The organism is Corynebacterium poyangense (genome assembly GCF_014522205.1).
GTDB lineage: Bacteria > Actinomycetota > Actinomycetes > Mycobacteriales > Mycobacteriaceae > Corynebacterium > Corynebacterium poyangense.
Genome location: NZ_CP046884.1, coordinates 155064 through 176318 on the forward strand (window position 1 = coordinate 155064; position 21255 = coordinate 176318).

The window sequence follows — 21255 nt, forward strand, 5'->3', positions numbered from 1 at the left end:
GAGTGTCGGGGAGAACACCCTATGACGGCATAAATGGTTGATACCTAGCGGGCGAGTGGACAATAAAGTCCCGCCCCAATAACAACCATGCCGTCGTTTCGTGGGGCGTTATTGTTCATCGCTGTTTTTTGGCGAGAGCGGCCCTGTTTATCAAGGGATAACAATGTATCCGACACTCACATTCTATTTGTGCATCACGGGGACTAACCTTCTCGATGGGATCCTCGGCAGCTATATCATCATGTCTGCGGCAGCTTCCGGGGCATCACCAGCCGTGGTTGGCCTAATATCAGCAGCCGCTGTCGCCCCCTGGCTTTTTAGTCTGTTGCTCGGCACCGTCCTCGACCACCTAGGCGCTTCTAGGGTCTTGCGCATAGTCACATTCATCCGGCCCACAGCGATAGGGCTGATAGCCCTCTGTCATTGGATCTCCCAGTTTCCTCCCGACTGGTCATTTCTGCTTTGGGTAGTGCTGGCACTCATCAATGGTGCAGTAGATATGGCAACAGACATCTCAGCCCAAACCTACCTCGGCCAGTGCGTTCCTCCGGCTCAATTGGTACGAAGCTATGGCCTTCTCAGCAGTATCCAGGTAGTGTGCGCCTCGCTACTCGCTCCCGCTGTGGTTGGGTTCCTCGTCACTATTCCTTTCTCCTGGGTGGTAGGTGGAGCTGCACTAGGCGCACTACTCATGGTGTTCCCGGCGTTGACCCTGAACCAGCCAGCTCCAATAATCACGGAACCTCTTTCTCCGCAGTTGGCTGGTGCTGGCCTTAAAGCCTTGTGGCAGAACAACTGGCTCCGCAGAACAGCACTGAGCGTCAGCACCCTGAATATCATGAATTCTGCTGCCGGAGCAGTCGGAATGGTTTATCTTCTCCAAGAGCTTCACATCAAACCAGAGCATCTAGGAATAGTGTGGTCCTTAGTAGGAGTAGCCTCTGCTGCCGGTGGCTACCTTGCCGGAAAACTCAGCACCGCACTGGGTTTTTCAGCCGCGGTATTTCTTGGTGCAACTGCTCTGGTTCTTAGTGACGCCGCACTATTGCTCTCCGCCTCCTTATCATTCCTCGCCGCCACGTGGATACTCACCGGGTTCTTTACCCCCTTGTTCGCGGTAAACCTCATGAGTCAGCGTCAACGCAGTGTTCCCCTAATGGTCTTAGGAAGAGTCAACGCGGCGTTTCAGTTCTTAGGAATCGGTAGTGCACCTATTGGAAGCCTACTTGGTGGCTTCTGCGCCTCGGCGTGGGGAGTATGGCCAGTTCTTCTTGCAGTGTTCCTCATCAACGCGGTGACTTTATTAATCAACAAACCGTGGAGCCGCTAACGATGCCTCCTGTGCCCCCATGACCTGTCTCTAGTTCTCGATAGCCAGTTGGTAAGGGTCTCTAAGTAGCTGATCAGAAGCTACTGCCCTCGCCACTGCCCGCACTATTTCTTGATGGCTGGGAATAAGCCGAAACTGTGGTGGATGATCAATCTGTCGACGTACTGCAGCGGCGACATGATGGGCAATGTGAGGTGTCTCGGTGAATTGAGAACCTGCAAGTACCATCGTTGTTGCTCCGGATTCCTCAATTATTTGGCAGGCAAGGTTACTGAGGTATGCCACGTCGTGAGGGTCATCCGGGTGTTGTGAGTGGTGGCGTAGTGAAAGTTCGGAGATGTGGGGAAGCAGAGTGACGTCATCTGCATGGGATACTGCCGCGCCGAGTGAGTCGTCGGCAAAAAATACCGCGGTGGGAGTCGAGTGATTACTTGGTGGGGTGGATTGTAATTCGGCGGCTAAAATTGCTGGAACTGCTGCGGTGACGGTGATGGGGACCGAGAGTTTCTGCCCTAAGTGGCTAGTGAGGTGGAATTTATTCCAACCTAGATTTGGGGCAACAACGGTGCCTTCGTGGCTGACTACTCCGGATGTGGTGATCCCAACTCCAACGATCTTGGGTGCCGCGAACAGCCGTCCGCTAGCTAGTTCGCTAAGGTGTTGAATCCCAGATAGTAGTTGCTCAATTACCGTAGCGGGGGGAAGGGTAGCAATGGGAATACTTTTCGTGAACTCGGCAAGCACACCTCCGCGCAGGTTGTAGAGCGAGAAGTATGACCGCGAGGTCCCGATGGCTACTCCGACTAAAAAATAGTTCTTCGACGTCATCTCAACCGGAATAGCGGGTCGCCCCTGGCGTCGTGGACCGGGTGCCATGTCTACCTCTTGCACAAACCCGGTGTCGATCAACTTCATCAAGGTACGGGTGATGGTGGGTTGGGAGAGGTGGAGCTGCTCGGAAAAGTCTTTGCGCAATAGGTGGGGATTAAGCCGCAGCAGGTGAAGGCATCGAGCCGCCGGTGTGTGGGGGCGGGTGAAAATCGACCCTGGATCTGGCCCGCGGAAACGGGAAGATACTGCGTGCATATAAAGCAGTCTAGAAAATATAGACTGTTGAGTCTATTTAGGGTGGTCTATGCCACTATTTTCTAGAACCGTGTTCGGCAAACTAAGTAAGCCCAGCTAGGCTATCGACAAGTTGGGGCAGCGCAGTAGCAGCAGTGGACCGCCACGACAAAGTGGCTATGTCACTGAGTTCTGTTGGTTCGGGACTGATCTCAATAATGGGAGTACCTAGAGCTGCGGCTAGGCGAGGGAGTCCAGCAGCGGGATAGACCACCCCGGAGGTTCCCACGATGATGAGAACATCGCAGTTAGTCATTGCAGATTCGGCGCGTTGCCAATCATGGTTGGGGAGGGGTTCGCCGAACCACACAACCCCCGGGCGGATGGGGTTGTGACATAGGGGGCAGGTGGGAGGGGTGAGTCTTTCTACCGGCTGGTCCGGATAGTCGATGGGTGCTTTCCAGGGGCGGGAACAGATGGTGCAGCGGAATCGAAAAAGGCTGCCATGGAGATGGGTGACGTGGGAAGAGCCCCCGCGTTCGTGGAGGTCGTCGATGTTTTGGGTGGTGACTATGACCTCGTCAACCTGAGGAAGTTGTTGCCAGGCGGCGATAGCTCGGTGCCCGGCATTAGGCTCAGCTTCGCTCGCTAATCGGGCACGCCATAGATACCATGCCCACATCGGCTCGGGATCCTTCGCCCACGCATCGATGCTGGCCATGGCCTGGGGGTCGACGTTGCTCCATACTCCGGTTTGGGCGTCGCGGTAAGTGTCTAGGCCGGATTCTGCGCTCATGCCGGCGCCGGTGAACACATGAATGCGTCGAGCCTGTTGGGTGAGGGTAATGGCGCGTTCTAGTTGTGCATCCCACATGGTTTTAGGGTATGCGGATATCACCAGAATAGCTGAAAACCATTACCATTAAGCACCATGACTTTCACCAATGTTCGGCCAACGCCGGTAACTGTTCTGTCGGGATTTCTAGGATGCGGGAAAACCACCCTACTCAACTACGTATTAGCCAACCGGGAGGGGCGTCGGATAGCTGTCATTGTGAATGACTTTTCCGAGGTCAACATCGATGCTGCTTTGATTGCCGGGGAGGGGCATCTCACTCGCGGCGAAGATCGCTTTGTGGAATTGACTAACGGCTGCATTTGTTGCACGCTCCGAGAAGATTTGGTGGAGTCAGTGAGTCAACTGGCTCGCTCTGGCCGCTTCGACCATATTCTCATTGAGTCCACGGGGATCTCCGAGCCCATGCCCGTGGCCGCCACCTTTGAGTGGGAATGGGAGGACGGCACCCATCTGCAGGATATTGCCCCCATCGACACGATGGTGACGTTAGTGGATACCACGACGTTTTTGGATCAGATCCGGAAAAACCAAGCGCTAGCAGAGGCGGATCGTGCCGCAACGCCAGAGGATGATCGGACGGTGGCTGATTTGCTGGTGGACCAAGTGGAATTTGCGGACCTTATCTTCTTGACCAAAACTGATCTGGTAGAGAAGGAACGCGTCGAGCGGACTAAAGAACTGGTGCGAGCTATGAATCCGCGAGCAGGCATTGAGGAGCTGGTGCACGGTGAGGTGAGCGTCGGGAAAATTTTGGGGGCGCATCTCTATAACGTGGATACCGCGCGGACTTACCAGGGGTACACCGAGGAATTGGCGAATCCGCACACGCCGGAGACGGAAGAATATGGGATTTCCTCTTGTGTGTTCCGCGGTGATAGGCCTTTTGATCGGCAGCGTTTGATTGAGGCATTAAGGGCGACGACGGGTCTAGTCCGGTCCAAGGGGTATTGCTGGATTTCTGATCGTTTGGATCTGGTGCAGGTTTGGCACCAAGCAGGACCGAATTTACAGATTAGTCCGGCGGCTCAATGGGCGGGAACGGATTTGCAACCCGGCAATGAGTTAGTGCTTATTGGTATTGATCTCGACGCTCAGGATTTGCTGGCCAGATTGGAAAAGGCGACGTTGAGTGATGAGGAAGCCGAATCCTTGTTGAAAACTTATTGACAATGAACGGTGAGTGTGTCAACCTGTACGTAGTGATTTTTCAATAAGAGATCCTTAATGAAAAATATGCTCATTAGCAGGAAGGATGACATCATGACATGCAAGACTCATGAAAACCACACCCACCAACACGGGCCCGGCTGCGGCCATGTTGCTATTCCTCATGGAGATCACGTGGACTATGTTCACGACGGGCACCTCCACCGGGAACACAACGGGCATTGGGATGAATGTGAACCCACCGAGCACATAGTCCATGAGAACCACGAGCACCAGCATGGGCCGGGTTGTGGTCACGTTGCTGTGCCTCATGGAGACCACGTGGACTATATTCACGACGGGCACCGCCATGCCTATCATGATGGGCATTGGGACGAGCACTAATTGATCTCTGCTGGGGGAAGTCAAAGAATCTGGCTTTAGGTGAGAGGCTAAAGACTGGCTCGCTACAATCCTTGGCATGAACTCTGCCCCCACCAAGCCCATCCGTCGCGTCGCAGTCTACTGTGGTTCCGCTCATGGTCATGATCCCGCTTTCGTTGAGGCTGCCCGGGACACCGGCACCGAGTTGGCTCGGCGCGGAATAACCCTGGTTTATGGTGGGGGGAATATCGGGTTGATGGGGGCAGTTGCCGATGCGACCTTAGCCGCAGGCGGCGAGGTTATTGGAGTTATCCCCACCCAATTGGTGAACCGAGAAATGGCGCATCGGGGAATCCAGGTATTAGAAACTGTGGATACGATGGCCCAGCGCAAAGCCCGAATGGAAGAACTGGCCGATGCTTTTGTGGTGCTCCCCGGAGGACTAGGGACCCTCGAGGAACTGGGTCAAGTACTCACCGGGCAACTCCTAGGCTTTGGCTATGGTCCGGTCGGGTTAATTAACACTCATGATTATTGGCAGCCGCTGGTATCGCAGCTAGAAACAATGGTGCATTCCGGCTTTCTCCCCAGCCGCTACCTCACCAGTCTGGTAGTTAACCCGCGTCCGGTGGACGTGCTCGACGCCTTCTCGTCCTGGAACAACCCCGGAGCAAAATGGGACCAATAGCTCTATGAACTGGCGGGATACTGCCCACAAACGCGGTTGGAATTGCTTCTCTCTACCCCGTACACTGACTAGCCATGAGTTCCATCGAAGCTGATAAGCGTTCCCCTTCTCTCCTGGATGCCAGTTGCGAAGGGTTTGTGCATGACTTAGCTGCGTTGTCCCCCATCTCTGCAACCGAATGGGGAATCCCCGGGTACGAAGACAAACTAGAGGATTTTTCCCCTCACTATTGGGATGCCGTAGCCGACCGTATCCGCGAGATGATCGCAGACATTGACGCCTTCGATGATTGCACCGATGATAGTGACGATGATGATAACTTCGATGAGGTAGATCATGTCACCGCCGAAACCCTAAGAGATCGGCTCTGCTTGGAATTAGATCTGCATCACCGGATGGAATACCACCGTCAGCTCAACAATATTGCGTCCCCGGTGCAAGCCCTTTCTCAGGTGTTTTTATTAATGCCCCAGGAAACAGCCGAGGACAAGGAGATTATCAGGGCGAGACTGACTCAAATTGACGCAGCGCTCAAGGGATACCAAGAATCCCTGTCTGAGGCGGCAGCTCAAGGTAAGGTAGCCGCCCATCGCCAAGTCGATGAAGTGGTCAATCAATGTGAAAACCTGGCAGACTCCGGATCCTTACTTGAACATCTAGGACTTGAGGCGGACTGCGCCGAAGTAGAACATGCTCGAGCTGCCTTCGGGGAAATGGCTGATTGGCTCAGCGAACATCTCGCCCCGCACGCCCCCCATGGAGACGCGGTGGGGCGTGATCGCTATGAACTTTTTTCCCACCTCTTCGTGGGAGATCGAGTAGATCTCGATGAAGCCTATGAATGGGGATTGCATCGGCTTCACGAAATCAACGCCGAACAGCGCAACATTATCAACGAGCTCTATGGGGACGAGTGCACCCTGCGTCAGGCGTTCCGGAAACTCAACGCGGAACAAAAGTACCAGCTTCACGGCACCGACGCCCTCGTCGAGTGGATGCAAACCCAAGCGGACCGGGCTATTGCTGAATTGCACGGAAAGCACTTCCATATTCCCGAGCAGATTCGCACCATCGAATGCCGCATTGACCCAGCAGGTAATGGTGGTATTTTCTACACCCCACCCAGTGATGACTTCAGCCGATCTGGACGGATGTGGTGGTCTGTTCCTGCTGGCCAAGATGTGTTCCACACCTGGCAGGAACTCACCACTGTGTTCCATGAGGGGGTACCCGGTCACCACCTACAAATCGGGCAAACCCTGGTTGAAGGTTCCAAGCTTAATTTGTGGCGTCGGGTAGCCTGCTGGAATTCCGGACACGGAGAAGGTTGGGCGCTATATGCCGAAAAACTCATGGCTGACTTGGGCTATCACGAAGATCCAGCCACTCGTCTGGGCTATCTCGACGCCCAACGGCTCCGGGCTGCCAGGGTAGCGGTGGACATTGGAATCCACCTGGGGAAGAAAACCCCTGAGGGAACTGCTGTGTGGGATGCCTCCTATGCACGTAGTTTCCTACGGGACAACACCGCGATGGACGACGCTAATTTAAGTTTTGAACTGAACCGCTACTTAGGCTGGCCAGGACAAGCACCCTCATACGCCATCGGTCAAAGAATGTGGGAGCGGCTGCGGGATGATTGTCTATCTCAGGGAATGAGCCTGCGTGAGTTCCATGATGAGGCCCTTTCTTATGGGTCAATCCCCATGTCTATCCTGCGGTCCCAGATGCTGCGCTGATGAACTCACCTGGAGCGGTTAATGGGCTACGACTGTGTAGTAGTCCGGGCCCACAGTATAGATATGTGTATTGTCCCTGGTCATAGTGATCTGGTTAGCGTCGGGCCAATTCACTAAGACATCACCAATTTGAATGGGGCCGGAGGCAGATACCGGGGCATAGTCATGTGGCGGAGGGGTGTCTGTCCCGCTGACTGCAATATCGGCCGGCTCCGTGAGAAATTGGATGTGGTTTACTTGCCGATGTTCTCCTTGCTGTTCTTTCCAGGTGGTGGTGAAATGAGCCCAGCAATCGGCAAGGGTGGCTCCGCCGGTACCTATTTCGCAATCGAGATTGCCGTCATAGATGGGGAAACTATAAAAACCTGGTTCTAGCTTCTGCTTTATTTGCGATTGATCTAGTGTTGGGGCAGCAACCTGGGGGTTCGCTGAAAGGTGAGGTTCAGGCTCATTATTGATAGTTGGTTGGGGAGTGGAATTATTTAATGATGGCTGAGGAAGCTGAGATTGTTCCTGCGTTTCTTGGGTCATCGCGGCGTTGCTGCTGCGGTATTCAGCGGTCTGGCAGCTACTCAGTAGCACAGCAATAACACCACAGCTTAAGACCACAGCGCCTCTTCTTAAGCCTGGTTGCGGCATCTTGACCATGACAAACGCTCCTTGACCGATATTCTTTTGCTTTTGTACCCTTTTCAGTATTCCTGAATTTCCATGCGGAGGGCTTGTGTATGTGGTTGTTGAGTGGAATTGACTTATCTTCCTTAGGAATTCTGCTGGGTGGAGCGGCTCTAGCCGGATGGGCGGATGCTGTCATTGGGGGAGGTGGTCTTATTCTTATTCCCCTCCTCATGTCCACTCTGCCGCACATGGCCCCAGTGGTCATATTGGCAAGTAATAAGGTCGCCGCTGTATCGGGGACTACCTCCGCTGCCGTTGTGATGGTTCGACGCACCCGGCCGCCAGCCCTCCTCTTAGTCCGCTACGCTTCTGTCGCTGTGGTGTGTTCTGCCTTGGGTGCCTTTGCAGCCACACTGGTTAATAAGAACATCATGCGGCCGATTATTATCGTGCTCCTTGTGGCAGTGGGGATCTTTGTGATGCTTCGACCCCAATTTGGTTTGCAACGAGCTGACAATATCCCAGGTCAACGCAGTGTTCGTGGGATTCTGGCAGTGCTCGCGGTGGGGATCATTGCTGGGTATGACGGAATCTTCGGCCCCGGCACCGGCATGTTCCTCATCATGGCATTTACTGCTTTACTCTCCCAAGATTTTCTCCAATCAGCAGCGATGGCCAAAGTAGTTAACACAGCAACAAATTTCGGAGCCTTAGTGGTTTTTGGGATCGGGGGGCACATCTGGTGGGCTCTAGGGTTTTCCCTCGCCGTAGCTAATATCCTCGGGGCACAACTTGGCGCCCGCACGGTACTAGGAGGAGGGGCGAAGCTAGTCCGCATTGCTCTCTTATGCATGGTCTTAGTGTTGGCGGCCTATCTGAGCTACGAACAATTGGCAGGCAATTTTCAGTGAGCACCTCGTTCCTGGACAGGTGCGGTTCCTAGGGTGGGAACCGTGAAAACGCAAACGATGATTGATAGCGGTGTGATCTCGGTACATGTTGATACGCCCATCCCGCAGCCTGGAGAACTTATCCACGGAGTGTGTTTAGCGGCTCGCCTTCTAGGCCTTTCCCGCGTCCATTTGTACGTCCCGACTGATGTCCTTCCGGACCTTGCCAGGGAAGCCTACCAACAGTCGGAGCTGCCACCCGTTTTCCAAATTCATGAGATGGGGCCGGGCCACGTCCCTGACTATCCTGGGTCAACGGAATTAGGTTTAGGGGCTTTAGTGAAACTCTCCCGTGCTGCTTCCCGGGTCAAGGTTGGCTAGCGCCTAGCTGTTGTGGCGTCGAACCTGTGCCTTTGTTGCTGCGGTGGCAGTGGCTTGGCGGGGATCTTCAGGCCAAGGATGTTTGGGGTAGCGGCCCCGCATCTCGGCACGAACTTGATGATATGGTCCAGACCAAAAACTAGCTAGGTCCTCAGTGACTGCTACCGGCCGCCCAGCAGGTGAGAGTAAATGAAATTGAATGCGGATCCCGCCGGCAAGGTGAGGACTTTCCTGCAACCCAAAACACTCTTGCAGCTTAGCGCGAATAATTGGGCGTCCTTGAGAATAATCTATCCGGTGATGATGTCCGCTAGGGAGTTTAAGCTCCGCGGGAGCCAAGCGCTCAAACTCCTGGATGTGCTGCCAGGGAAGTAGTCGTTGGAGAACCGGAACCATATCAATGGAGTCAACGGCAGCGCCGTGGGCCAACGCCGAGAGCTCCGCAGCGGCATAGGTCTCTGGCGGATAGTGGGGGAGATGGGGCCAGGGATCACCGCATTGGCGGTGGAGAAACTCCATGCGTTCTTTTAAGCGTTGGGCTTGGGGCGAAAAATGAAAAAGATCCCAGCCGTGGTGTTGGATTAGTTGGGAGACGGCGCTCGACGCGGCGTCGGGGTGGGTAGCTGCAACCTGAGCTGCAGAAAGGGGGGTGGAACTGAGCTCGATGGCGCCAAGTGAGCGGGAGCAACGAAACCGGAGTTTCCCGTCGTGAAACTCAGCTGTCAAAGACTCCTCGGGTGCGACGGCCGCCTCAGCGCACTCTTGGGTTATCCTGGCGGCGCTACGAATAACAGTCCCGTGAGGAGACTTGCTGAGTTCCGCAATTGCTATCCACGGCTGATTTATTAAGCTGCGGTAGTCCTGAGGGAGACGGGCTCGGGTTCCCGAGGCAAGTAGATATTCCGAAGATCCCGCAGTGACTTGCTGAGCCACTTGGAGCGGGAAGGCTGTGGCAATGATCTCTCCCGGAGTGGGGGTTGAAGAAATATTCTGGTCTGGCTCAGTGCTCCGGCACCGTTCCATAATTTTTTCTAAGCGCTGCTGTTCCGCCTGTATGCGCCCCGGAATACGGCCGTTGTCAAGAAATTGAGCCACGTCACCACTGACTCTGTCACTCAGCGCTGCAATAGTTGCGGCCACGATATGTGCCACCTTGGGTGTAGTAGTGCACGCATATTTCCATAAAGCCGCCGCCAGATAGGGTTCCAAAGGAAGCTCCGCTAACTGCTTCCCCAGCGAGGTAGCTCGACCTTGTTCATCCACTGCTCCGATTGCTTGAAGGTTCTGCTCCGCAGCCTGGATAGCTTGGCGCGGAGGTGAATCAAGAAGAACTAACCCCTCTCCCCGTGGCGTCCCCCAACACGCCAAATAGAGGGCGGTGGAACTAAGATCTGTAGTCCGAATTTCCGGGGTGCTATGAGCCGGGGCGTGGTGAAATTCTGATTCTGAACAACAACGGATACACCTCCCGGGTCCTTGTCTGCCAGCTCGTCCTGCTCGTTGTTCCATGGTGTCACGAGACGCAGAAAGAGTAACCAAGCCAGACATATTGCGCTGAGAGTCACGCCGCGCCTGTCGCGATAACGTTGAGTCCACCACTCCATAAACCCCAGGGACCGTCAAGGAAGATTCCGCTATTGCTGAAGCCACGATGACTCTCGGTTGAGAGCAGGGGGTAAGAACCTGATCTTGCTGTTGATTATTGAGGCGACCATGAAGCGGAAAAGAAGGGATGTCGTGAGCTTGAAGATGCGCGACAACGTGGTCAATTTCTCGAACTCCAGGGGCAAAAACAATGATGGATTGTTGGTGAGGAGCAAGGTCGACGTAAAGACCGCGCGCTTGTTCAGCGACATGCTCCCAAAAATCCGGTGATCCGTGAACTCGGTGCCGGTGTGGGGACCACTGAATGTCGACCGGGTGAAGTGGAGAGGGGATGTTAATGACCTGGCAATGAGGTCCACAGAGGTCGCGATAGCGTCGCACATCTAATGTTGCCGACATGATGCACACATGAAGATCCTCGCGAAGCTCTTGAAGCTCAAGAAGCATCCCTAGGCACAGGTCGGTGTCTACATTTCGCTCGTGGACTTCATCGAGCACCACGGCAGAGACACCGGGAAGCTCCGGGTTTTTCAGGAGCATTCTTAAAAGCACGCCGGGTGTCATGAACTGGATCCGGGTACCTGGGCGGTGCTCGCCGCGAACACTGATCCCCACTGGGGAAGAAGGAGAGTTGCCTGGGGCATCGAGGTGCAGAAGCCGACGCGCAGCAGCTCGAGCAGCGACCCGACGAGGAATAGTAACGAGCACGCGTCCGGGGGAATCATGAGTTCCAGAAGGCTGAGCCCTCATGATCTGATTAGCAAAAACTGGAGGTACGGCGGTGGTTTTCCCCGTTCCAGGAGGTGCAGTAATAATAGACACCTTGCTGGTGGTCAGGGCGCGGGAAATCTCGGTGAGTGATTGCGTGACCGGGAGGCCAGCGCCAATCCGGGCGCAATCAAATTCATGTGCAGCAGGAATCTGGGGCATGGGGTGTTATAAGTGTGGGTCGTCGGTAATAGTATGGCGAGCAGCTTCGGGAAGTTCCTGGCGTTCCCAGTGATCAGGCTGGAGTTCGCGAATCACCCGTGCTGGAACCCCCGCTGCAAGAGTGCGTGGTGGGATATCTCGGTTCACTATCGCCCCAGCAGCAATCACCGCACCGTCGCCAATAGTTACCCCACCCAATACTGTGACACCTCCACCTAGCCAGACATCTTTACCAATAGTAATGGGTTTGGCTTGTTCCCAACCGGCTCGTCGCATCGCAACATCGTGGACCGGGTGGTTGATGGTAAGTAACTGACAATTAGGTGCCAGCATGGAGTAAGCCCCAATTCGCACCGGTGCGGAATCCAGGATGACCGTGTTGTAGTTGAGAAACACTCCTTCGTCGAGGAAGGTATGGAAACCATATTCAATCTGACAGGGAGCATGGACCCCCATCGGCTGCGAGCCCGGAGCAAGAATAGAGCGCAAGATGTCAGCGGCCTGGCGTGGATCAGTATTTGCTAAATCATTAAACTTCTTCAGGGCCGCGGCAGTCTTTAATCGCTGGCGGCCTAGGGTTTCTGGAGCTTCCGTGAGATGCCACTGCCCGGCAGCCATCCGATCAAAACCCGTCCACGCTGGTGTTTCCGAAGAATTGTGATCCGGGCGGCAAGGTCCGGTGCTCTGGTGTCCAGAGGAACTAGCAGAATGGTGTGAAGGAATGTTCATAGTGGTGTACCTGGGGGAGGATAGCTTATTTTGGGAACATGACTCTTATACCCGACGATACTTCGGCTACCCCTAACCCCACATCTTCCGCAGCAGACACCGGCTCGAATAGTGCGTCATGTCGCGTGGCTGTAGTGACCGGCGGATCTTCAGGGATTGGTGAGGCTGCTGCCCGAGCCCTCGCCCAGGATGGTTGGCAGGTGATCATTGCCGCGCGCCGGGAAGACCGTCTAGCGAAAATTGCTGAAGAAATTGGTGCTACTGCTATTACCTTAGACGTGACCGATGATAAATCAGTAGCTCATTTTGCTCAGCGTATCCCGGCCGTGGATCTGTTAGTCAATAACGCCGGGGGCGCCAAGGGGCTAGAACCGGTAGAAGAAACCACTCTGCAGGATTGGCAGTGGATGTATGACACCAATGTGCTCGGCACGGTTCGGGTCACTCAAGCTCTACTCCCGCAGCTTCGTGAAGCCCGCGGTCTCATCATCAACATTGGTTCAGTTGCGGCACTCCGGCCCTATGAAGGAGGTTCCGGATACAACGCCGCGAAATTCGGGCTGCGTGCCTTAACCAGGGTGTTGCGCATAGAAAACGCTGAGCGCGAGGTCCGAGTTTGTGAAATTGACCCGGGCCGCGTCGCCACCGATTTTTCGCTCGTTCGCTTTTCCGGCAATCAAGATCGTGCCGATGCCGTGTATGCCGACAAAATCAATCTCCTGGCCGAAGACATTGCCGAGGCAATTCGTTGGGTCGCCTCCCTGCCACCCAGGGTTAACATTGACAGTCTCAACATTATGCCGGCAGACCAGATATAGTTTTCCCTTTTAGGTTCAGCCGTTTCATGATGGATTTCCCTATGACCTAGACTGGCCCTCATGCATGCACCCGATGTGCCTATCAACGGCGAATCTATCAAGCTAGGTCAGTTCCTCAAACTGGCCAACCTGGCAGAAACCGGAGGCGAAGCAAAAGAGCTTATTGCCTCAGGTTTGATCCGGGTCAATGGTGAGACAGAGACTCGCCGAGGTCGTAGCCTTCATCTTGGAGACGTAGTAGCAGTAATAGATCCGACGTCTGGCTCAGCCTTGAGTAGCGGACGAGTGTCCGCAGCGGAAGACATCGAAGACTATTTCGATGAGTCCACTGCTGATGATGATTTTGATCCAGAAAAGTGGAGGAATCTTTAGTCATGCCAGCTTTTGGTGCCCTAGGCGGAATGCCCTATTGGGTGGAATTAACGAGCACTTGTCCGGCTAAATCCGCGCACTTTTATTCTCGTCTACTCGGGTGGGAATTCGAGGGTGATGATTATCGTCTAGCTCGGGTCCAGGGATTACCTGTGGCCGGTATAGTCCAACAGCCAGAGGAAGCTCCCTTCCCAGATACCTGGGTGACATATTTCCTAGCCGATGACCTTGACGCAGAGGTGAATCACGCTGAAGAACTGGGTGCTCGAATACTTAGCCCCATTTCGGATGTTCGCCTAGGTCGAATGGCATTATTAGCTGATCCCTCGGGAGCTCTCCTTGGTCTGATTGAACCACCTGGTGAAGAAGCGTTTGTGGCCGCCGGGGAGCCTGGCACCCCGGTATGGCATGAGTTAAGTTGTACCACTAACTATGATGCCGTCATCACCTTTTATGAAGAGTTCTTCAACTGGATGACCCACTCCATCGATAGCAACGACGACGCCGGAAATTCGGATTTTCGCTATACCACAGCACTCATGGACGGGGCTCCATTTTGCGGAGTTCGAGATGTCCAAGGCCAATTTCCCCCTCAGGTTCCTAGTTTTTGGCAAACATATCTGGGTGTTGCTGATGTTCAGGACATAGCTAAGAAAGTTCCGGAACTAGGCGGGGAAGTGATCCGGGGCCCGTTCAACTCCGAATTCGGCAGAATGTTGATTCTGTCTGATTCCACCGGAGCTACAGTCACAGTCTGTGAAGTAGCTCCTCCGGTGGAAGAAGGAGCAGAATCTGACCCCCTCCATGGGATAGATCTCAGTCAATTCCAGTACTAACTATTCTGCGGCCGGCTACTGGGGCTTCCGTTGTCGTGGCGGTAGTCCACGTAGCCGACTACTGTCTTTGGTTTCTGGGTACCGCGTGCCTTTGGCTTCTGGGTACCGCGCCATCATGGTTTAGGGAAGTTTGACTGCCAGGTCATGATGGGGAAGCCGAGTCGGTGATGTTCCCCTGGATATTCCCCTGTTCCTCTACTGGGTTTCTTAAAAACTCCGCTAGGTCAGCTATTCTTTCTCGAGCTACTTCAGGCGTAGAAATCCATTGTCGTGACACATACTCCTTTTTCCGAACGTGTGGCGGGAGTTCAACTTCTCTGCTTCCGGCTAACCCCTGGACTCGGGTTGGTTCTGTACCGGCGATTTGCCAGAATGTGTGAGGCCAGTGCTCTGGGGCAGGGAGGTTATAGGAGCCCCGGAAGCGTTCTGGTAGTTCAGCAAAAGCAGAGAAATCTGGGAACATCAAGGCCAGTTTCTCCACAGTATCTGCACCGAATACGTCATTGATATGACGAGAAGAAAGAACTGCCAGTGCAGCTCCGGCTTCGAATCCCACCAGGCTCAAAGGGAAATTTGTGTTAGCGCAAGCGTAGGCTGCTGCGGCGGCAACACTTTCTAGCATCTCGTCAATATGTGCTGACGGGGCCAGTGGGTAGTCCACGTCGATGATGGTAGTACCTGATCTCTCCGCTAACCCAGCGATCTCAGGCTGCCATTGGAACTCTAGTGCTGAGCCGGAACCAAACCAGAATTGTCCCCCATGCAGAGAAATAGCCCAATGCCCGTTTGGGTTGGAAGGTAGCATAATAGTGCTGTTGATGTCGGGGTGCGTTTCTATTTGGATATTGCCTAAGAAGGAAACACCGGGCATGGAATGGTCCAAACCGGAACCTAGCATGAGCATGGCTGAGTGGGTGAGACGGTCTGGCAACCGGGCTAAGTAATTATCCACTGCTTCGGCCGGAGAAGAAGGTTGCTTGTTTTCTACCCAGGGTGCGATGAGCTCGGGCATCGGATGGTGAGCGTCCACATATGTGCCGATTTGTGCCAATTGCTGAACAGGATTGAGCTTTTCCTCTCGGCCTCCTACCTGAAAAGCAGCCCGTTCTTCAGCCTCTCCTAGCAGGGCTTTTTCCTCTAGCCGCGGTTGTTCTGACATTCGCCTTCCTTAGCTACCAAATGGTGACGCGATCTTCAGGGGCAATCCACATCGACGAGTCTTCATCGATCTCAGGGAAAGCCTCATAGAACTCGTCGATATTCCCCGCAATTACATTGCAACGGAATTCTGCTGGTGAATGCGGATCAATGGCCAGATACTGCTGCGCCATTTGTGGACGAATAGCAGTTCTCCAGATCCGGGCCCACGACAGAAATAGTCGCTGCATCCCGGTGAAAGAACGCTCCTGTAACTCAGGATCTGCACCTTCGGCATCAAATGTATAGGCTTCGCAGTCACCGTGATCCTTAACCCAATTTTGATAGGCCACAACTGCGATTCCTAAGCCGCCGAGGTCGCCGATATTTTCCCCTAAGGTAAAACTACCGTTGACTCCTTTGGAATTAATCCCTGCCTCTTTTAATACCGTCGGCACTAGGCCGTCGTATTGGTTGACAAGATTGTCGGTCAAGGCGGTAAACGCTTCCCGGTCTTCATCTGTCCACCAGGAGTTGAGGTCCCCTTCGCCGTCGTAGCGCGATCCCTGGTCATCAAAGCCATGGCCGATTTCATGACCGATAACAGCGCCAATAGCTCCGAAGTTCTCTGCTGCGTCAGCATCTGGGTTGTAGAAGGGGGGACGCAGAATGGCGGCGGGGAACGTGATGTCATTGACTACGGGGTTATAAAAAGCATTTACCGTTTGGGGAGTCGCGAACCACTCGTCTCGATTAGCTGGTTTCCCTAATTTTGCTAATTCATAATCATGCAAATACCGGGCACCAACTCGGACGTTCTCCAATAGGTTTTCTCCGCCTGGTTTCAGCTCCATACCGTCATAGCTGCGCGGTTGATCAGGGTAGCCAATTTTCGCTCTGAACTTCTCGAGCTTCACCAGCGCGCGACGACGCGTCGGCTCCGTCATCCAGGTCAATTGAGAGATACGCTGTTGATAAGCCTCAATGAGGTAGTGAACTAATTGCTGCATCTCAGCTCGATACGAAGCTGGGAAGTGCTTTTCGACATACAATTGACCAATTTCATGGCCAACCATACGTTCTGCGAGTCCCACGCCACGCTTCCAACGATCCCGCTGTTTCGTCGCACCACTTAATTCGGTGCCGTAGAATTCGAAGTTCCGGTTACCAACTTCTTGCGGCAGCAAATTAGAACGGGCATTGAGGATTTGCCATGTCGCCCACAACTGCCAGTCCGCCAGCCGATCTGCGCTGAGCATCTCTGCCAAGTGATCGACAAAACTAGGCATCATGGAAATGACGGCGCCCTCAGTGATGCCAGCACCGCGAAGAAGGCGTTGAATAATGCTTGGTAGCTGGTCAACGGTGGTGGGATTGTAGGTTTTCATGGCATCGCGCGTGGAAACTACATCCCAGTGATAGGACGCGATTTCCTTTTCTAAAGAGAAAATTCGATCCGCCGCAGTTTTCGCATCCAAGCCAAAGAGTTCCTCTTCGCTTAAGAACTCCAGCATATGTCCGATGTGCTGATGGTATTTCTCCAAGGTCTCGGCATGTGCCTCTTCGCGGTAATAGGCTTCGTCTGGAAGCCCTAGTCCGCTCTGAATCAAGTAGGCAATGGCGTTTTCACCAATAGAGTCTTTTTCAATCCAAAAGGTCAGAGGAGATGGTATTCCTGCTCTGTCTAAGCGCCCCAGATTTTCAGCAAATTCATCGATGTTTTTGCAGGTGAGAAGCTCAAGATCTGGGCGTAATGGGGCCATCCCAGCGGCATCAATAGCCTCGGTGTCCATGAAACCGGAATAGAAGATTCCGGCTCTGCCCTGGTCTTTCTTTACTAGTTCATGCACATCTTGTTCAGCCTGGTCGCGAAGTTGATGGAAAGTGCCATCGACAGCCCGATCATCCGGAATGGTGTGTGACTTCAGCCAAGGGCCATTGACGTAGTAATAAAGATCCTTCATAGCGACTACTTTAAACATCTCAGTGGACATGGGCAGATAGTGCAGCTCAGACTGTATATTTGGACCTTCTATAGAAGTAGAAAAAGTGTGCTAAATTGTGCGATGATGGAAGTTTAATGTGCAGGAAAAAGCGGGTAGAGATGGTTGTGAAAAATTTTTCTCGAAAAGGCTTGCTAAATAGTGTGTGTTTGTTTTAGGATGAGAACAATTCACCAAGGAGTGCGGTAGGGAGGGTGCCTATTGCGGACGGTAAGGGGGTGAGAGGTGAATATGTCTGAAAAGTCAGATATTAAGGAATGTGTGGAAACACTCCGATCTTGTTTGGATCAGATTTTCCATGTATTTTCTCCGCCTACATCGGAAGCTTTCCAGCGAAATGCTGAGGATATCCGAGTCTTAGAGCATATTCTCAACTTCAAAGCGGATGTGGACAACGCTATAACTAAGTCGGCAATTCTTGCCGAAGCTGGCGATCGGGTGGGATCACGCACTGTAATAGATTATTTCGTGGAAGAACTGGGTTTGTCTCGTCGAACCGCTCAGCGACGTATTGATAATGCGCTTCTGGCATATCCGGATCATAACGGTCAGCCGGACGAGCCCTCTCCGACAGATCAGCAATCACCTAAGGAGACGCAGCCGCCAAGACCCCAGCCTTCTAGAGCATCGACAAATGATGAGGGTAAAAAGCGACACCGCATTTCAGAGGAAAAGCAAAGCATCATCGCGTCGGAATTACGCCATCTGAGCAAAGCTGCTCAAGACTGTAGGCAAGAGATCTATCACGACGCTATGAAAGAGGCTCGGCTTCGCGCTCCACAGGATTTGCAGCGATGGGTCCGACGTCGGGTTGAGCTGGCAAATCAGAAGGTTGATCACAATCATGCACATCGTGATACGGAGCGACGCTTCCTTATGATTCATGATCCTGACCATGATGGCGGAGCAAGAATTAGTGGCTATTTACCACGAGCGCAATTGGCATTACTTCAAGCCCTTATAGCCCCGGCGAAAAATCTTGGGCATTTGCTTCCCGAATCTGAAGCGGCAAAAGATAGTAGAACCATTTCTCAACGTAGGTTCGATGCCCTCTTCTATATTCTTCAGCATAAGGCGAGCGCTCGTGATTCTAGTAGGGGAGTAGGAAGTGTCATTATCTCGCTGACAGCTTCAGATATTGTTCATCTTTCTCAAGGTCAAGGGATGACTGAACAACGTTTTCCCACCAACACTAACGTCGTGTTAACAGGGTTGGATCTTCTTAAACTTGGACAACACCGCTATCACTACATCGTGCTACATGATGAAGACACTGGTAATCCTTTGTATTTAGGAAGAACTAGCCGGCTAGCAAATCTTTACCAACGTATCGCTCTTTTTGCGCGGGACTTGGTTTGTCAACATCCCGGCTGTGATCAAGCATTTGCGCATTGCCAAGCTCATCACCTTCAACCTTGGAATAAAGGTGGAGAAACGGGATATCTCCAATCTCATTACTGTCTGCCATCATCACCACCGAAACAACAATGATCGAAAAGATCATTACCGTAATCGAGGTTTTTATGATCGAAACAGAGAGTCGGGAGAGTTTGGTTACCGTCCGGCGGCTTCACCGGCCTGGCCGAAACCAAAGCTCAAGACAAATGACTCCATGAGAGCAAAACAATCAGCGAAGCAAAGATTGCTAGCTCAATACCGGCGAAGTCAGTCACAGCATTCCCCGCCCCAACCGGAACAGAGAACTATGTTTGAGTCTGCTTTCTTTTAAAGCCGTACCCAAGAAACACTGTCAATTCAAGCTGCCAGGTTAGACAGCTAGGCAACAAAGAATTGTGCCTGCCCGCTGGCATTAAGGAAACTGTGCTACGGAAAGCTTTTTAAGGTCCCGTCTGTCCGGAGACGGCGCTGAACATGTCTCGGGTAGGGGGCCGAGGGGACTTTTTTGACAGTCGAACTTTAAGAAGGAATCTTATTAGAAAACTTTAAATTTCCTCGGACTAAGAAGATAGCAATGTTTCCTGATTGTTTACCTTGAAGGCTCGTAGATGTTACCTGTTTGTCATGTTGAAACGTGAAAGTACTGTCGGATCTTGGCTGTTTGAGATACCGACATCTGCTCGCGTTTTAATGAAAGGACCCGATCAACCGTGGTGCAGAAAACTCTCGTGCCGTCGAAAGCCCCTGGCGGTCTTGGAGATATATTGTGGCATCTAACCTTCGGTAGCATCCTCGCCGTTACTCTCATCAGCTTTATTTTCTGGTCGCGTGGGTATGTCGGGAACGGAACGGGAGGAGCAATCCTCATCGTCACCATCCTGTTCGCCATGTTCATGGCTTTCAACATTGGTGGAAACGATGTCGCAAACTCCTTTGGAACATCAGTGGGTGCCGGTACGTTAAGCATGAAGCAAGCCCTACTGGTGGCGGCTGTCTTCGAAGTCGGCGGCGCGGTGCTGGCGGGAGGCGAAGTAACCGAAACTGTGCGATCCGGGATCGTTGACTTAAACTCCATCCACCTGCAACCAATGGACTTCGCTTTTATCATGATGTCCTCCCTCTTAGGCGCAGCCATTTGGTTACTCGTAGCTACTCGAATGGGATGGCCAGTATCGACAACTCATTCCATCATCGGTGGCATTGTTGGCGCAGCGCTCACCATTGGCTTCATGGATGGAACTGGTGGTTGGAGCATGATCCAATGGGGAGAAATTGGTCGGATCGTCATTTCCTGGGTGCTGTCTCCGCTCCTGGGCGGTATCGTGGCATATCTGCTATTTAGCATGGTCAAGCGCTATATCCTCGTCTATAACGAACAAGCAGATGTTGCTCTTCGAGAGTTGAAAACAAAACGTGCGCGGCTGAAAGAAGAACAAAAGTCCAGTTTTGAGCGCCTCACGGAATTGCAGCAAATCTCATATACCAATGCTATGGCGCGAGATTCTGTGACTGTTGCTCAGGGAGAATATTCCCGCGAAGATCTTGAATCTGACTATTATCGCCAGCTCCATGATCTCAACGCTGAGGCTGAGAAAGTTAATGCCACGAGGGCTTTAGAGACGTGGGTTCCGCTGCTAGCAGCTCTCGGCGCAATCATCATCGGTTCGATGATGCTGTTCAAAGGACTAAAAAACCTGCACTTAGCGCACGATAATGTGGGGAACATGATCATCCTAGGGATGATCGGCGCAGCAGTGTGGATGGCTGTTTTCATCTTCGCTAAAACTTTGCGTCGCCACGCCTTAGAGCGTTCGACGTTCCTACTCTTTTCGTGGATGCAGGTTTTTACCGCTTCCGCCTTCGCCTTCTCACACGGCTCCAATGACATCGCCAACGCTATTGGTCCTTTCGCCGCTATCCTCGATGTCCTGAAAACCGGCGAAATCGGCGAAAAGGCAACTGTCCCCCCGGCAGTCATGCTTGCTATGGGCTTAGCCTTGGTGTGCGGACTCTGGTTTATTGGCCGTTACGTCATCCAGACTGTCGGGTCTGGATTAACTGAGATGCACCCAGCATCCGGATTCAGCGCGGAGCTTGCTGCTGCCGGCGTTGTCATGGGTGCATCGGTTCTTGGTTTGCCCGTTTCCTCTACTCACATCCTCATCGGAGCTGTATTAGGTGTCGGTATCGTGAACAAAGCCGCCAACTGGGGATTGATGAAACCAATCGCCTTGGCGTGGATCATCACTCTCCCAGCGGCGGCAGTCGTCTCCGCAATCGGAGTCGTTGCTCTCCGGGCAATTTTTGGTTAGCTTCCCCCCCCCACA

19 protein-coding genes are annotated in these 21255 nt (G+C 53.1%); 12 read left to right on the plus strand and 7 right to left on the minus strand.

The genetic code is table 11. The annotated features are described in order from the left end of the window. The first annotated feature begins 163 nt into the window (after window positions 1-163). On the plus strand, window positions 164-1330 hold the full coding sequence (locus tag GP475_RS00735; protein ID WP_187974775.1) for an MFS transporter: 1167 nt from the start codon (window positions 164-166) through the stop codon (window positions 1328-1330). 30 nt (window positions 1331-1360) lie between these two features. Here GP475_RS00735 and GP475_RS00740 read toward each other — a convergent pair whose 3' ends face one another. Both GP475_RS00740 and GP475_RS00745 read right to left on the minus strand, forming a co-directional pair. Beyond that, window positions 1361-2416: an ROK family transcriptional regulator gene (locus GP475_RS00740; RefSeq protein WP_187974776.1), complete on the minus strand. Its 1056-nt coding sequence runs from the start codon at window positions 2414-2416 to the stop codon at window positions 1361-1363. Window positions 2417-2498: 82 nt separating this feature from the next. After that, a complete protein-coding gene (locus GP475_RS00745) occupies window positions 2499-3269 on the minus strand; it encodes an NAD-dependent deacylase (RefSeq protein ID WP_187974777.1) in 771 nt (256 codons plus the stop codon). Between the two features lie 57 nt (window positions 3270-3326). Between GP475_RS00745 and GP475_RS00750 the strand changes: the two genes are divergently transcribed. The 4 genes from GP475_RS00750 to GP475_RS00765 all read left to right on the plus strand — a co-directional run bounded on the left by GP475_RS00750 (window position 3327) and on the right by GP475_RS00765 (window position 7211). Beyond that, complete coding sequence (locus tag GP475_RS00750) at window positions 3327-4421, plus strand: GTP-binding protein (RefSeq protein WP_187974778.1); 1095 nt, start codon at window positions 3327-3329, stop codon at window positions 4419-4421. 93 nt (window positions 4422-4514) lie between these two features. Next, complete coding sequence (locus GP475_RS00755; RefSeq protein WP_187974779.1) at window positions 4515-4805, plus strand: hypothetical protein; 291 nt, start codon at window positions 4515-4517, stop codon at window positions 4803-4805. Window positions 4806-4881: 76 nt separating this feature from the next. Beyond that, window positions 4882-5472 (plus strand): LOG family protein, encoded by a 591-nt coding sequence (locus tag GP475_RS00760; protein ID WP_187974780.1) that lies wholly within the window; start codon window positions 4882-4884, stop codon window positions 5470-5472. Window positions 5473-5546: 74 nt separating this feature from the next. Next, window positions 5547-7211, plus strand: coding sequence for a DUF885 domain-containing protein (locus GP475_RS00765; RefSeq protein ID WP_187974781.1), 1665 nt, complete (start codon window positions 5547-5549; stop codon window positions 7209-7211). 18 nt (window positions 7212-7229) lie between these two features. On the opposite strand, the gene GP475_RS00770 is transcribed toward GP475_RS00765, so the two are convergent. Continuing rightward, window positions 7230-7859, minus strand: coding sequence for a hypothetical protein (locus GP475_RS00770; RefSeq protein ID WP_187974782.1), 630 nt, complete (start codon window positions 7857-7859; stop codon window positions 7230-7232). Between the two features lie 80 nt (window positions 7860-7939). Between GP475_RS00770 and GP475_RS00775 the strand changes: the two genes are divergently transcribed. Together GP475_RS00775 and GP475_RS00780 are read left to right on the plus strand one after the other, a co-directional pair. Next, entirely contained in the window at window positions 7940-8740 is an 801-nt protein-coding gene (locus tag GP475_RS00775; protein ID WP_187974783.1) for a TSUP family transporter, read from the plus strand. Window positions 8741-8782: 42 nt separating this feature from the next. Next, on the plus strand, window positions 8783-9100 hold the full coding sequence (locus GP475_RS00780; RefSeq protein ID WP_187974784.1) for a hypothetical protein: 318 nt from the start codon (window positions 8783-8785) through the stop codon (window positions 9098-9100). Between the two features lie 3 nt (window positions 9101-9103). On the opposite strand, the gene hrpB is transcribed toward GP475_RS00780, so the two are convergent. Both hrpB and GP475_RS00790 read right to left on the minus strand, forming a co-directional pair. Then, entirely contained in the window at window positions 9104-11635 is a 2532-nt protein-coding gene (hrpB, locus tag GP475_RS00785) for an ATP-dependent helicase HrpB (RefSeq protein WP_187974785.1), read from the minus strand. A gap of 6 nt (window positions 11636-11641) precedes the next feature. Further along, on the minus strand, window positions 11642-12364 hold the full coding sequence (locus tag GP475_RS00790) for a sugar O-acetyltransferase (protein WP_187974786.1): 723 nt from the start codon (window positions 12362-12364) through the stop codon (window positions 11642-11644). 38 nt (window positions 12365-12402) lie between these two features. On the opposite strand from GP475_RS00790, the gene GP475_RS00795 reads away from it, so the two are divergent. Genes GP475_RS00795 through GP475_RS00805 form a run of 3 tightly spaced genes read left to right on the plus strand, consistent with a single transcriptional unit; the run spans window position 12403 to window position 14390 of the window. Further along, on the plus strand, window positions 12403-13182 hold the full coding sequence (locus tag GP475_RS00795; protein WP_187974787.1) for an SDR family oxidoreductase: 780 nt from the start codon (window positions 12403-12405) through the stop codon (window positions 13180-13182). A 60-nt stretch (window positions 13183-13242) separates the two neighbouring features. After that, window positions 13243-13554, plus strand: coding sequence for an RNA-binding S4 domain-containing protein (locus GP475_RS00800; protein ID WP_187974788.1), 312 nt, complete (start codon window positions 13243-13245; stop codon window positions 13552-13554). A 2-nt stretch (window positions 13555-13556) separates the two neighbouring features. After that, on the plus strand, window positions 13557-14390 hold the full coding sequence (locus tag GP475_RS00805) for a VOC family protein (RefSeq protein ID WP_187974789.1): 834 nt from the start codon (window positions 13557-13559) through the stop codon (window positions 14388-14390). A 142-nt stretch (window positions 14391-14532) separates the two neighbouring features. Here GP475_RS00805 and GP475_RS00810 read toward each other — a convergent pair whose 3' ends face one another. After that, complete coding sequence (locus GP475_RS00810) at window positions 14533-15549, minus strand: alpha/beta hydrolase fold domain-containing protein (RefSeq protein WP_187974790.1); 1017 nt, start codon at window positions 15547-15549, stop codon at window positions 14533-14535. A gap of 13 nt (window positions 15550-15562) precedes the next feature. Further along, a complete protein-coding gene (locus GP475_RS00815; protein WP_187974791.1) occupies window positions 15563-17491 on the minus strand; it encodes a M13 family metallopeptidase in 1929 nt (642 codons plus the stop codon). Between the two features lie 270 nt (window positions 17492-17761). On the opposite strand from GP475_RS00815, the gene GP475_RS00820 reads away from it, so the two are divergent. Together GP475_RS00820 and GP475_RS00825 are read left to right on the plus strand one after the other, a co-directional pair. Continuing rightward, on the plus strand, window positions 17762-19021 hold the full coding sequence (locus tag GP475_RS00820; protein WP_187974792.1) for an HNH endonuclease signature motif containing protein: 1260 nt from the start codon (window positions 17762-17764) through the stop codon (window positions 19019-19021). Between the two features lie 617 nt (window positions 19022-19638). Further along, complete coding sequence (locus GP475_RS00825; protein WP_187974793.1) at window positions 19639-21240, plus strand: inorganic phosphate transporter; 1602 nt, start codon at window positions 19639-19641, stop codon at window positions 21238-21240. The last annotated feature ends 15 nt before the right edge of the window (window positions 21241-21255 follow it).